Origin of the sequence: Bacillus sp. AF62 (assembly GCF_050312695.1) — a bacterium.
GTDB lineage: Bacteria > Bacillota > Bacilli > Bacillales > Bacillaceae_G > Bacillus_A > Bacillus_A cereus.
On sequence record NZ_JBNPJZ010000088.1, the window covers coordinates 13,392 to 27,615 of the forward strand.

The window sequence follows — 14,224 nt, forward strand, 5'->3', positions numbered from 1 at the left end:
AATGTTAAAAATAATATCTCACCCTATTCCTTATATGAAGGCATAGAAACTGAGAAAAAATTTCAAAACTTATTTATTGATTATCATTCTCAATATAAATCAAAAAAAATAAACTATCTCTTCTCCTCTTCTTTCACCTCTTCCCCCTAACAACACTTTAGTTATAGAAAACCCTTTTCCCTCACTTCCCTTCCAATATTTCCACAACTAAGTCAATCTTAGCCTACTCATAAATTTTTTGTCAACTATATTACGTATAAAATTTTTAATATCTGAATTTCTCTATATGTGGCTTTTTCTACAAAAAAAGAGACTTTCTATTATAGAAAGCCTCTTTTCTCTATTTTTCTACAGCAATTTCCTGCTTTTGAAACTTAGAAACTATATAACCAAATCCTATACCGATTATGCCTGGAACTAACCAACCAATTCCTACACTATATAATGGAATCTTATCTAAAATAGGTGCTAGCGCTGCAATTTGAAGGTTTGCATTGTGTAACCCATCAAAGAAACTTATTGCAAATGCTCCTACAATCCCGCCCACATACATCGCTAATGGAAGACGAACGTAGTTTTCAACAAGTGATAATACGATAAGTACGATTCCAATTGGATAAATGGCGATTAAGATTGGTAATGCTAATACATTTAACTGAGTTAACCCAAGGTTTGCTACCATAAATGCTAATACACAGAAAATGAAAACGACTTTTTGATAAGAAAGCTTTGGTAATAAGGAAGAGAAGTAATCACCACAAGCTGCAACAATACCTACAGAAGTTGTTAAACATGCTGCTGTAATTGCGATCCCTAGTAATAAAGTTCCGTAGCTACCAAATAAATGATTCACGACATTTGTTAAAATAATTCCTCCGTTTGCGCCCATTCCAAGCGATACACTAGAAGCTCCAAGATACGCAAGCGCTAAATATACAAGTAGTAAACCAAGTGCTGCAATAAATCCTGCAAAGATTGTTACTTTTGCAATACTATTTTTATTTGTAATGCCTTTTTCTTTTAACGCATGAATTACAACATTTCCGAAAACAAGTGCTGCAAGTCCATCTAAAGTTAAATATCCATCAATAAATCCTTTGAAGAGAGGAGCACTATACGCTTCTGTCGGTGCACCAAATTCTCCAATTGGTGTAATAAGTGCTTTACCTACGATAATTGCAATAACTGCTAATAATATTGGAGTTAGTACTTTACCAATACGCCCCACTAATTTCGAAGGATTTAAAGCTAAATAGAAAGTGACTGCAAAGAAAATAAGTGTAAAGATAACAAGTGGATATGACTGACCAGCTATCTCACTTGGTAAAAACGGTGCAACACTCATCTCATAAGCTACTGTTCCTGTACGCGGCACACTTACAAATACGCCTAAACATAAATAAATTGCAGTGATAAAAACAAGTGCGAATATAGGATGTACACGTCCTGCTAGCTCATTAATATCTCCCTTTAAAGCTATAACAATTACTCCTAATAAAGGTAGTCCAACCCCTGTTACGATAAAACCAAACAGCGCGATCCATACGTCCGTTCCAGCACCTTGCCCTAACGCTGGTGGAAAAATCATATTGCCTGCACCAAAAAACAGTGCAAATAACATTAAACTTATTGCAAACATCTCTGAAAACTTTAAAGATGATTTCATTTCTACTAACCTCCTAAAATAATTAATTGACAAAATATTCTGATTTTAAATCCGTCACATATCCTCTTTCAAGCATACTTCCCCGTAAAAGAACGCAAAAAACACCCGTCCCTAACAAAGGGACGAGTGTTGAAATCGTGGTTCCACCCTTATTCTAATAAAATGAATTTATAGCAAAATAAGCTCATTTTATAGCTCGTGTAAATTGATAACGGTTTTATCCGTCAAGAATTACAATGCATCATGTATGCAGTTCACTCTTGAAGTTTAGAGGTGGTAAGCTTGTCTTTTCGTATTAGGAAGCTCACAGCCTAAGGCTCCCCTCTCTGAGAATCGTAAAATACAACTCATGTCCTCATCATTACTTTTATAAAATATCTTGTCGAAACTTGTTGTTTTTTATTATATGGGCTATTTTTTAAAAAATCAATAGTTTTATTTTTTCTGACAAAAAAATATAGGGAGAAAATTTTTCCTCCCTATAACTGCCCTTTTAATATCTCTAATTCCTCAGTTGCAATGTTCCGCCATTTTCCTACTCCAAGCTCATTTAGCTCTATATTCATAATGCGCACTCGCTTTAGCTTTATTACAGTAAATCCGAAAGCACGACTCATTCTACGAATTTGCCTGTTCATTCCTTGCGTTAAAACGATACGAAATGTTGATTGATCGACTCTCGTCACTTTGCACGGCTTCGTCATACCATCTTTAATCTTTACACCGCTGGACATCTCATCAATAAACCAGTCCGTAAAAGGTTTATCGACTGTGACAACATATTCTTTCTCGTGTTCGTGATCACCGTGTAAAATTTGATTGGCAATCGCGCCATCATTCGTTAATAAAATAAGTCCTTCTGATGCTTTATCTAATCGCCCAACTGGAAAGATTCGCTCTGGGTAATTGATATAATCAATAATATTATCTTCAATATGATCAGCTGCTGTACAAGTAATTCCGACTGGTTTATGGAATGCGATATACACCTTTTCTTTCTCTTCTTTCGCAATAACCTGTCCATCAATCGTTACAACATCACCATCGCTCACAAGTGCACCGTGCGTACATATTTCGCCATTAATAGCCACGCGTCCAGCTTTAATAAGGCGGTCTGTTTCACGTCTTGAGCATGATTTTGCTTCGCTTATGTATTGGTTGATTTTCATGTTTTATTCCTTTTCATATATAATAAAAACGTCAATCTATGGCAATATCATTATGCCACGATTGACGCTTTTTCACTTCACAAAAACAACTAAATAAATAACCCCAATCACCAAAAATATTCCACAACAAGCTAACAATACTTTTGCAAGTTTGTCCATAAACATATAATGGTTTCCCCTTTGTTTCGTTGTTTGCTATTTTAATTCGACAACTGTTACGCCTAGGCCTCCCTCGCCCATGTCACCGTAACGGTAATTCTTCACGCCGCGATGCTTCTTCAAGTAATCTTGTACACCTTGGCGAAGCGCTCCTGTTCCTTTACCGTGAATGATTGATACACGAGGATAACTTGCAAGCTGGGCATCGTCTAAATATTTTTCAACGCGCATCATTGCATCTTCATAACGTTCACCGCGAAGATCAAGTTCCAATGAAACGTGGTAATCTCTACCCTTCACACTTGCGACTGCTTTTTTCTCTGTTTGCTTCGGTGTGTTAATGTATTCCATGTTAGATTCTTTTACTTTCATCTTCAGAATACCGATTTGTACGCTCCACTCTGTATCACTTACTTTTTCAAGTAATTGACCCTTTTGACCGAACGTTAATACTTTTACTTCATCACCTGCGCGTAACTGTTGTTTCGGCGCAGTGTTTTTCACGTTTACTTTTTGTTTCTTCACAAGCTCTGGCGCTGTTCCTTCTAGACGGCTCTTCGCTTCAATAAGCTCATGGTCTTTCACATTTACAAGCTGTGCTTTACGCAATTGACGAAGTTCTTGAATAATCCCTTCTGCTTCTTTCTTCGCAGCTTCGACTTTTTCTTCCCCTTCTTTTTGCGCTTTTAATAGTTTTTCATCACGCTCATCGTTAAACTCAATAATTTGACGTTGCAACTCACGATGAAGTTTCTCAGATTGTTTGCGAAGTGCCTCTGCTTCGTTCCAGTCACGCTCTGCGTTTTTCTGGCTTTCTTCTAACTTCGCAATCATATTTTCAATTTTATTTGTATCTGTACTAATATGGTTACGTGCTTGGTCAATAACGCGATCAGATAATCCAAGGCGCTTCGAAATTTCAAAGGCGTTACTGCGACCTGGTACACCGATTAATAATTTATAAGTTGGACTTAATGTATTTACATCAAACTCAACACTCGCATTAATAACTTGCTCACGGTTGTATCCGTATGCTTTTAATTCTGGGTAATGCGTCGTAGCAACAACGCGAGCACCGCGGTTACATACTTCATCTAAAATCGAAATTGCTAGTGCAGCACCTTCTTGCGGGTCTGTTCCAGCACCTAATTCATCAAATAAAACTAAGCTTTCAAAATCAGCTTTTTCTAAAATATCTACAATGTTCACCATATGTGAGGAGAACGTACTTAAGCTTTGTTCAATCGACTGCTCATCACCGATATCAGCAAAGATATTTTTAAATACACAAATCTCTGACTCATCCATTACTGGAATGTGAAGACCAGATTGCGCCATTAATACACAAATACCAACTGTTTTCAGCGTAACTGTTTTACCACCTGTATTCGGTCCTGTAATAACAATTGTTGTGAAATCTTTACCTAGCATAATGTTATTTGGCACAATAATTTCTGGATCGATTAGCGGATGACGAGCTTGTCTTAAATCCATATAACGCTCGTTATTTACAATTGGTTTCGTTGCTTTAATTCGTTTCGCATAAAAAGCTTTCGCAAAGATGAAATCAAGATTTGCAACTACTTCTACGTTTGATAAAACGATATCGGCTTCTACTGCCACTTCTTCTGTTAACATTAATAAGATGCGTTCAATTTCTTGTTTTTCTTTCACTCGTGCTTCTTGTAGTGCATTATTTAATTCTACAATTACTTGTGGTTCAATAAATAATGTTTGTCCAGAAGCAGATTGGTCGTGAACAATACCGCCATATACGCCGCGGTATTCTTGTTTTACTGGGATTACGTAACGTTCATTACGAATTGTTACAATCGAGTCAGACAGCATCTTTTGCGCGTTTGAAGAACGCGTCATATTTTCTAACTTTTCACGAATACGGCTTTCCGCAGTACGAATTTGAGTACGAATACCACGCAGTTTATCACTCGCACTATCGACTACTTCACCGCCATCACCGATGCAATTTGTAATTTTCTTTTCTAACTCATATAAAGATACAATTTGAGCGACATGAGTTTCTAAAATCGGAAGCTCGACACCGTTATCAGCCATATCTTCAATGAAACGTTTCATATTACGACTACCATACATCGTATTCGCAATATCAAGTAGTTCATTCGGGCTTAACATACTTCCAATCTTTGCACGCTTCACATTCGAGCGAATATCCGTAATGCCACCTAATGGTGCACTACCTTTTAAACGAATGACTTTCGCTGCTTCATCCGTTGTATCTTGCATTTCTACAATTTCTTCAAAATCAGTGCTCGGCACTAAATTCTTCACTTTATCACGGCCAAGTGAAGAGGCTGTATGTTCAAGTAATTGTTCTTTTACTTTATTGTATTCTAATACACGCAACGTTCTTTCTAACATGTTGCAGGTCCCCCTTGTGTTACTTATTACGTTTAATATAGTCTAATAAACGTTCAATATCCCATGTGTTAATCACGTTATCTTTTTGAATCCAACCTTTACGTGCTGCAGCGACACCTGTTTCCATATCTTCTAACATTTCAAGTGTATGAGCATCCGTATTAATCGCTACTTTTACACCAGCATCTTGTGCTTGTTTTAATAATTTCGCGCTTAAATCTAGACGGTTCGGATTCGCATTTAATTCTAAAACTGTATTTGTCTCTTTTGCGAGTTCAATTAATAAATCTGTATCTACATCATAACCCTCACGGCGCCCGAGAAGACGTCCTGTCGGATGGGCAATCATTGTGACATGTTTATTCTCAAGTGCAGTACGCAGACGCTTCATAATCGTTTCACGGTCTTGTGAGAAGCTAGAGTGAATCGCTCCAATGACATAGTCTAATTCTTCTAATACTTCATCATCAAAATCAAGAGAGGCATCTGGTAAAATGTCCATTTCAATTCCGCGTAAAATTGTAATGTCTGGATACTTTTCATTCATACGTTCAATTTCTTTCGCTTGCTCACGAAGACGCTCTTTCGTTAAACCATTCGCTACTTTCAAATATTGCGAGTGATCAGTAATCGCCATAAACTTGTATCCACGAGCACGGCACGCTTGTACCATTTCTTCAATAGAAAAAGCACCGTCACTCCAAGTTGTATGCATATGTAAATCACCTTGTATATCGGAAAACTGAATTAAGTTCGGATACTCTTTAATTAATTCAATTTCTTTTCCATCTTCACGCACTTCTGGCGGAATAAATGGCAGACCGAAATGAGCGAAGAAGTCTTCTTCAGTCTCAAATGTTTTCACTTCACCTGTTTCCAAGTTCTCTACACCGTATTCACTAATTTTCTCGCCTTTATCTTTTGCGATTTGACGCATTTTTACGTTATGGTCCTTTGATCCTGTGAAATGGTGAAGAGTTGTAATAAACTCTTCTGGTTTTACTAAACGAAAATCGATTGAAATATCATATTCATATTGAAGGCGGACAGAAACTTTTGTATCTCCACTTGCGATTACTTCAATCATATTATCGAATTGTAGTAAATGCTCACGTACCGCTGCTGGTTCTGTCGTTGCAATGATAAAATCTAAATCTTTCACTGTCTCACGAACACGGCGTAAGCTACCAGCGCGAGAGAAACGAATTACTTCAGCAATATTCGACAATTTCTCCTCTATTTCCCCGGCAATAGGCAATACCATCGCAATTGGTAAACGCTCTGGACGAGAGCCTACTTGATCGATTGCTTCTAATATTTTCTCTTCTGTCTTCTTACCGAAACCTGCTAAAGCCTGTACTTTATTTTCCTCACAAACAGCTTTTAGCGATTCCATATCAACAACACCAAGTTCTTTATATAACTTAGCCACCTTTTTACCACCAAGTCCTGGTAGTTTTAATAACGGCAATAAGCTACTTGGTACTTCTTTCTCAAGTTCTTGCAATACTTCAGATGTTCCCGATTCTATATATTCTTGAATAACGGCTGCTGTTCCTTTTCCGATTCCTGGAATCTTTGTGAAATCTTCAATTTCAGAAAGACTACGATCGTCACTTTCTAATGCTGCTGCCGCTTTACGAAATGCAGATATTTTAAATGGATTCGCACCCTTTAGTTCCATAAAAAGCCCGATTGTCTCTAATAATTTGATAACTTGTTTTTTATTTACTTTCATCATTGCCCCGCCTTTCTTTCATAGAAAAAAACTTCTCTTTCCGAAAAAAGAGAAGTTATACTCTGCTACCTGTCTGCCATAGTTCCTTCACCTTTTCAGATAGAATCGGTGTATCGTCTACAATTATTTTGCTAATTGATGATTTTTGTAATGGTGTTTGTACTTGTTCAATCGGAAGAATATTTCCAATGATAATTAAGACAAACAAAATAATATATACTTCTAAAAATCCGAGGATTGCCCCCGCAAACGCATTTACTTGCTTTAAAACCGGTATTTCTGCAAACATATTTAACAAATTACCAAGTAATGAAAGTGCAATTTTAGTGATAATAAACAATATGATAAACGCAAGCGCTTGATAAAATACTGTCTCAATATTATTTGCATCAATCCATTCTGGAACAGATACGTTTTTATCAAATGGATACGGAATAAATTTCGCAAGTGCTGGCGCTAAATCTTTACAGTACCAGTATGCAACAAGGTATGCGATAATAAAGCTTGTTAACTTTACAAGTTGCAGAATAAACCCTCTGCGTAAGCCGAGGAAAAATCCCATAACAAGCAGTAAAATGATAATAATATCAATCATGTTATTCCATTCCTTTTTTTGTCATACTTTCTTTCAATTTCTCATGTTCTTCTTTTAATTTTATGTAATCGTGTATGACGTTTACCGCCGTCAATACCGCTAGTCTACTCGTGTCAAGCGAAGGATTCTTGGCATTGAGTTCGCGCATTTTATCATCCACAATCGCTGCTACCATGCGGATATGACTTGTACTTTCATCGCCAACAACTGAATATTGTTGACCATAGATTTCTACATTAATTCGACTTTTCTTTCCCTTTTGTTGTGACAACTCACCGGCCTCCAATCACGTACAGAATCCTAAAGTTTATCATACCATGAACCTTCATAATATGGAAACAGAAAGAACAATCCGATATGATAAAAATAACAATATAAAAAAAGGGGTGACCATTATGTCAAATTCTATCGTAATTCTAACAAATTCTACAGTAATTGAAGACATGAAACAACAATATAAACATTCGCTTAGCCCGAAAACTCCGCAAGGCGGGATCTTCATGGCAAAGGTACCATCTTGCACGATTACAGCGTATAAATCTGGAAAAGTAATGTTCCAAGGAGGCCGCGCTGAAGCAGAAGCTTCTCGTTGGCAAACTGTCTCTCAAACACCGAAAACAGCTGTGACAAAATCTGTTGATTCCCATCGTTATGCTCCGCCTGCTTCCATCAGTACAATGTCTATTGTAGGGTCTGATGAAGTTGGTACGGGAGATTTCTTTGGACCGATGACAGTCGTTGCTGTATATGTGGATGCAAAGCAAATTCCACTACTAAAAGAACTTGGTGTAAAAGACTCTAAAAACTTAAATGACGATCAAATTACTGCCATTGCGAAACAACTTCTACACGTTGTTCCTTACAGCTCCCTTGTCCTTCATAATGAAAAATATAACGAGCTATTTGATAAAGGAAACAACCAAGGTAAGTTAAAAGCTTTACTACACAATAAAGCTATTACAAACTTATTAGCTAAAATGGCACCTACAAAACCTGAAGGCGTCTTAATCGATCAATTCACACAACCTGATACATACTATAAATATTTAGCAAAACAAAAACAGGTACAGCGTGAAAATGTTTATTTCGCTACGAAAGGTGAAAGCGTCCATTTAGCAGTAGCCGCTGCTTCTATTTTAGCTCGCTACTCATTCGTAAAACAGTTTGACGAACTAAGTAAAAAAGCTGGTATGCCACTTCCAAAAGGTGCTGGTAAACAAGTTGATATCGCCGCTGCTAAATTAATTCAAAAGCTTGGTAAAGAACGATTACCTGAGTTTGTGAAACTGCATTTCGCTAATACAGAGAAGGCGTTTCGCTTATTAAAATAGTATCGACAAAAACAGGAGCCTACAAACTCCTGTTTTTTGTTTCACCCTACTATTGTCCTTGTAATTATGTCACAACATAAATATACATATTATTAAAATTAAAGAAGATAATTCCTATTACTATTTCTATAAATGATTCTAAACATCTTACTAGGTAATCCCATGAAAGACAATTCAAAATTAGGGAGAATATCCAACTATTAAGTGAGCAACAGGAGTTCCAAAATTTAATCGAAAGATATGGTAGATCATTCCTATTAAATTTTCGGATTCGAAAATTTATCGTGAAACACGATGCACAACAAGCTACAACATTTCTGTGAGGAATTTGAATTCATGATTAGAAGAAAAGGATTGTTTACATAAGGAGGGAATTCATATGGACGCTGTGAAAGTTAAAAAATTATTATATGTTTTCATACACCTCGTAGGTCCACTTTCTTACTTCATTATTTCTACTGTTTGGGGCACTTTCTTCACTACTAAATCCACATTCGAAAACATATCTGATAGCCTTAGCGTTATGGCCATCTATTACGTGTTCATAAGTTTACTGTGGTTTTTCTATTTCGATCGATTAGACAAAGACATAAATAAGATTACAAAAGAAATTAACGATAATATGATGTAACACATAACAAAGGAGAGCCCTTAAGACTCTCCTTTGTTATGTTAGCTTCGTTTCTGCTTCTTATTAGATGAAGGTACTTTATGAGAACCTGTTTCATGTGTCGTCGTTCCTTGTCCTTCTACTTCTGGAGAACCTAGGCCCGATCTTGAATGATCTTTTTTCACTTTTTTACTCATTTATATTCACCCCTTCGCGTTACTTTTTGCTACAGGGTAATAAACTATGCAAAATAAAAAGCGAGAGGAAATCCTCTCGCTTTTTTCACATTTTAGAACTCAGAAGAACCTGGAGTTCTTGGGAATGGAATTACGTCACGGATGTTAGCCATACCAGTGATGTACATTAGGAAGCGCTCGAAACCTAGACCGAATCCAGCGTGTTTTGTACCGCCGTATTTTCTAAGTTCTAAGTACCACCAGTAGTCCTCTTCGTTCATACCTAATTCTTTAATTCTGTCTACTAAAACGTCCATTCTTTCTTCACGTTGACTTCCGCCGATTAATTCGCCGATGCCAGGAACTAGAAGGTCAGTAGCAGCTACTGTTTTTCCATCTTCATTCATACGCATGTAGAACGCTTTAATGTCTTTCGGGTAGTCAGTTACGAATACAGGGCGTTTGAAGATCTCTTCTGATAAGTATCTTTCATGCTCTGTTTGTAAGTCAATACCCCATTCTACTGGGTATTTGAAGTCAGCACCTGATTCTTGAAGTACTTTAATTGCTTCTGTATATGTGATGCGACCGAAGTCAGAGTTAATCACGTTGTTCATACGCTCTAGAACTGTTTTATCAACGAAGCTGTTGAAGAAGTCCATTTCTTCTGGTGCATGCTCTAATACATATTTCATTGCATATTTCAGCATATCTTCTGTAAGATCCATTACATCGCCTAACTCAGCGAATGCAATCTCAGGCTCAACCATCCAGAACTCAGCAGCGTGGCGAGTTGTGTTTGAGTTTTCCGCACGGAATGTAGGTCCGAATGTATATACATCACGGAATGCTAATGCATACGCTTCAGCGTTCAGCTGTCCACTTACTGTTAAGTTTGTTTCTTTACCGAAGAAGTCTTTTGATTCATCAACTTTTCCGTCTTCACCTTTTGGTACGTTATTTAAATCTTGCGTTGTTACGCGGAACATTTCGCCAGCACCTTCTGTATCACTACCAGTGATGATTGGTGTGTGGACATGTACAAATCCACGCTCTTGGAAGAACTGGTGAATCGCAAATGCTGCGATAGAACGTACGCGGAACGTTGCAGAGAATGCATTTGTTCTTGGACGTAAGTGAGCGATTGTACGTAAGTATTCAAACGTATGACGCTTCTTTTGAAGTGGGTAATCAGAATCTGATAAGCCCTCGATATCAATTTTTTCTGCTTTAATTTCAAATGGTTGCTTCGCTCCAGGCGTTGCAATTACTTTACCTTCTACTTTCACCGAAGAGCTAAGTGGAAGCTTTGCAATTTCTTTAAAGTTCTCTAATTCTGTATCGAAAACGATTTGAACGCTTTTGAAGAAGCTACCGTCGTTTAATTCGATGAAACCAAATGCTTTTGAATCACGTAAGTTACGAATCCACCCTGATACTTGTACTGTTTGACCTGCATACTTTTCTGTATCTCTATACAAACTTTTTACTAATGTGTTTTCCATAGTGAAATTCTCCTTTGCTGATATATTTAAATACAAAAAAACCTTTCATCCATAAAGGGACGAAAGGTTAAACTTCGCGGTACCACCCAATTTGTCATAAAGACCAACTTTAACTCGTATGTAATACATACTTCCCGGTTTGTAACAGGCCGGATTCCCGTCTAAGTCTACTCTTGAATACAAGATTCAATTTCGGTTAGCAACTCCAAGGTGTTCTTCACATATACCGCCTCATCAGGCTCTCACCGCCCCTGACTCGCTTTGGATTATAGTATATACTACTTTTCCTTATCATCGTCTTTCATTTTGTTAAACTAAAATTAATGTACTACATTCGAGAGAAAGATGCAAGATGCCAGAAAATATATAAGCGATTTTTGTAATATATCGACTTACCGACATCTGTCGACGATTGTGCAATAAAAAAATTGCCGGAATGAATCCGGCAATTTTCTAATTACTTACGTAACTCCGCACCAAATTTCTCTTCTACCGTTGTTAATACACGGTTATGCGCTTCTGTTACTTCTTCATCTGTTAACGTACGTTCTGCATCGAAGTAAGTCATAGAGAATGCAAGTGATTTCTTGCCTTCTTCCATTTTTTCACCTTCGTATAAGTCGAATAGTGTTACGTCTTTCAGAAGTTCTCCGCCAGCTTTAGCAATGACTTGCTTCATTTCACCAGCTTTTGTTTCTTTTGTTACTACAACAGCCATGTCACGTGTCATAGATGGGAAACGTGGAATTGCTGAGTAGTAAGTTTCTTCTGCGTCTGCACCGAATACTTTTACAAGAGATAGTTCGAATACGAATGTATTTTTCACATCTAATTGTTTTTCTGCTTCTGGGTGCAATTGACCGATGAAACCAATTACTTCGCCATCTAATACGATATCAGCTGTACGGCCTGGATGCATACCTTCACGTTTTGCTGGTGCATATGTGATTTGGTTTGAAACGCCAAGTACGTCGAATAGTCCTTCTAGTACACCTTTCATAACGAAGAAGTCTACTACTTTCTTCTCACCTTGCCATGCATGGTGAAGAGCAAGACCTGTCATAACACCTGCAAGGTGTTGTTCTTCTTTCGGAAGTTCTCCTGCTTCTGTTGGTAAGAAGATAGAACCTACTTCGTACAAAGCAACGCTGTCGTTTTTACGAGCAACATTGTATGAAACTGCTTCTAGCAATTGTGGCACTAAGCTTAAACGAAGTTGGCTGCGCTCTTCGCTCATTGGAAGCGCAAGGTTTACAGGTGCTTTTTCGTTTGGCTCAACCATGTATTGTTTCGCTTTGTCAGCGCTTGTTAATGAATACGTGATTGCTTCATATAAACCAGCACCCTCTAAGAAGCGGCGTACTTTACGACGTTTCGTTTGTGCTGATGTTAATTTACCACGAGTCATTGTTCCAGAAGGTAATGTAACTGGAATGTGGTCATAACCGTATAGACGGCCCACTTCTTCTACTAAGTCTTCTGAAATTGTAATATCAGGACGACGTGCTGGTACATTTACATGGAATGTTCCTTCTACTTCTGTGAATGGGAATTTCAAGTTTGTGAACATTGTACCCATTTCACTCGCAGAAATATTTGTACCTAATACACGGTTTACTTTTTCAGCAGTAACAGATACTGTACGCTCTTGTACTTGTAAGTTGTCAGCTTCTACTACACCTTCAAGTGCTTCACCGCCAGCATATTTCGCCATTAAAGCAGCTGCGTGTTGAATTGCTTCAAATGTACGTGTTGGGTCGATTCCTTTTTCGAAACGTGCACTTGATTCACTACGAAGACCTAAGTCTTTTGATGTACGACGCACTGTTTGACCTGCAAAGTATGCAGACTCAATTAGAACGTTTACTGTCTCATTTGTAACTTCAGAATCCGCTCCGCCCATCACACCAGCAACAGCTAAAGCTTTTGTACCGTTTGTAATTACAAGGTGGTGGCTTTGTAATGTACGCTCTTGATCATCTAACGTTTCAATTTTTTCGCCTTCTTTTGCAAGACGAACAACGATTTCTTTTGAACCTAATTTATCGTAATCGAATGCATGTAACGGTTGACCGTATTCCATTAAAATGTAGTTTGTAATATCAACTACGTTGCTAATTGGACGAATACCAGCTGCCATAAGGCGAGTTTGCATCCACATTGGTGATGGACCAATCTTTACGTTTTTAACCATTTTTGCAATGTATAATGGGTTTTCTTCTTTCGCTTCTACACTTACAGAAATATAATCAGAAGTTTTTTCTGCTGTTTCTTGTAATTCGATAGCTGGAAGTTTTACTTCGCGGCCGTAAATAGCAGCCACTTCATATGCAACACCTAACATGTTTAAGCAATCTGCACGGTTTGGTGTTAAGCCAAGCTCAAGTACTTCATCGTGTAAGTTTAAAATTTCAAGTGCATCTGCACCAACTTCAGCGTCACTTGGGAAGATGAAGATACCATCTGCATATTCTTTTGAAACTAACTTTCCATCAATGCCAAGCTCTTGAAGAGCACAAACCATACCGTGAGAAGCTTCACCACGTAGTTTTGCTTTTTTAATTTTGAAGTTACCAGGAAGTACAGCACCAACTTTTGCAACTGGTACTTTTAAACCTTTTGCAATGTTAGCAGCTCCACAAATAATTTGAACTGGCTCTTCTTCACCGATATCGATTAAGCATTTGCTTAATTTATCAGCTTCTGGGTGTTTTTCACATTCTAATACGTGACCAACTACAACACCTTTTACACCTTTATTTAATACTTCAACACCTTCTACTTCAATACCACTTTTCGTGATTTTGTCTGCTAGTTCTTGTGCTGTTACATCTTTAATATCTACATACTCTTGTAACCAACGATATGATACGAACAT

11 protein-coding genes, 1 pseudogene and 2 other annotated features are annotated in these 14,224 nt (G+C 37.6%); of the genes and pseudogenes, 3 read left to right on the forward strand and 9 right to left on the reverse strand.

What is annotated here, in order from left to right; translation table 11 throughout:
* Positions 1 to 340: 340 nt before the first annotated feature.
* The 6 genes from brnQ6 to zapA form a co-directional block, all read right to left on the reverse strand.
* The gene (gene brnQ6, locus ACQRBL_RS22765) at positions 341 to 1,666 is read right to left on the reverse strand and encodes a branched-chain amino acid transport system II carrier protein BrnQ6 (protein WP_098329349.1); all 1,326 of its coding nucleotides are present in this window, start codon (positions 1,664 to 1,666) and stop codon (positions 341 to 343) included.
* A gap of 115 nt (positions 1,667 to 1,781) precedes the next feature.
* Positions 1,782 to 2,037: a binding site (T-box leader), on the reverse strand.
* Between the two features lie 108 nt (positions 2,038 to 2,145).
* A complete protein-coding gene (locus ACQRBL_RS22770; protein ID WP_000700737.1) occupies positions 2,146 to 2,835 on the reverse strand; it encodes a 23S rRNA pseudouridine(2604) synthase RluF in 690 nt (229 codons plus the stop codon).
* 195 nt (positions 2,836 to 3,030) lie between these two features.
* The gene (locus ACQRBL_RS22775) at positions 3,031 to 5,391 is read right to left on the reverse strand and encodes an endonuclease MutS2 (RefSeq protein ID WP_000893743.1); all 2,361 of its coding nucleotides are present in this window, start codon (positions 5,389 to 5,391) and stop codon (positions 3,031 to 3,033) included.
* Between the two features lie 19 nt (positions 5,392 to 5,410).
* Complete coding sequence (polX, locus tag ACQRBL_RS22780) at positions 5,411 to 7,129, reverse strand: DNA polymerase/3'-5' exonuclease PolX (protein ID WP_000867533.1); 1,719 nt, start codon at positions 7,127 to 7,129, stop codon at positions 5,411 to 5,413.
* 55 nt (positions 7,130 to 7,184) lie between these two features.
* A complete protein-coding gene (locus ACQRBL_RS22785) occupies positions 7,185 to 7,724 on the reverse strand; it encodes a CvpA family protein (RefSeq protein WP_000565409.1) in 540 nt (179 codons plus the stop codon).
* A 1-nt stretch (position 7,725) separates the two neighbouring features.
* Positions 7,726 to 7,995, reverse strand: a complete 270-nt coding sequence (gene zapA / locus ACQRBL_RS22790; protein ID WP_000082701.1) for a cell division protein ZapA — start codon at positions 7,993 to 7,995, stop codon at positions 7,726 to 7,728.
* Between the two features lie 124 nt (positions 7,996 to 8,119).
* On the opposite strand from zapA, the gene rnhC reads away from it, so the two are divergent.
* From rnhC to ACQRBL_RS22805, 3 genes and pseudogenes are all read left to right on the forward strand, one after another.
* Entirely contained in the window at positions 8,120 to 9,055 is a 936-nt protein-coding gene (gene rnhC, locus ACQRBL_RS22795; RefSeq protein ID WP_411995775.1) for a ribonuclease HIII, read from the forward strand.
* 132 nt (positions 9,056 to 9,187) lie between these two features.
* Positions 9,188 to 9,421 (forward strand): annotated as a pseudogene (locus ACQRBL_RS22800) (hypothetical protein).
* A gap of 13 nt (positions 9,422 to 9,434) precedes the next feature.
* Positions 9,435 to 9,686, forward strand: coding sequence for a hypothetical protein (locus ACQRBL_RS22805; RefSeq protein WP_000340262.1), 252 nt, complete (start codon positions 9,435 to 9,437; stop codon positions 9,684 to 9,686).
* Positions 9,687 to 9,727: 41 nt separating this feature from the next.
* Here the strand turns inward: ACQRBL_RS22805 and ACQRBL_RS22810 are convergent, their stop codons facing one another.
* The 3 genes from ACQRBL_RS22810 to pheT all read right to left on the reverse strand — a co-directional run bounded on the left by ACQRBL_RS22810 (position 9,728) and on the right by pheT (position 14,224).
* Positions 9,728 to 9,862 carry a YuzL family protein gene (locus ACQRBL_RS22810; protein WP_000039588.1) on the reverse strand — a complete coding sequence of 45 codons (135 nt, stop codon included), beginning with the start codon at positions 9,860 to 9,862 and terminating at the stop codon, positions 9,728 to 9,730.
* A gap of 92 nt (positions 9,863 to 9,954) precedes the next feature.
* Positions 9,955 to 11,346: an asparagine--tRNA ligase gene (gene asnS / locus ACQRBL_RS22815; RefSeq protein ID WP_000432188.1), complete on the reverse strand. Its 1,392-nt coding sequence runs from the start codon at positions 11,344 to 11,346 to the stop codon at positions 9,955 to 9,957.
* 52 nt (positions 11,347 to 11,398) lie between these two features.
* Positions 11,399 to 11,650: a binding site (T-box leader), on the reverse strand.
* Positions 11,651 to 11,803: 153 nt separating this feature from the next.
* A complete protein-coding gene (gene pheT, locus ACQRBL_RS22820; RefSeq protein ID WP_065485377.1) occupies positions 11,804 to 14,224 on the reverse strand; it encodes a phenylalanine--tRNA ligase subunit beta in 2,421 nt (806 codons plus the stop codon).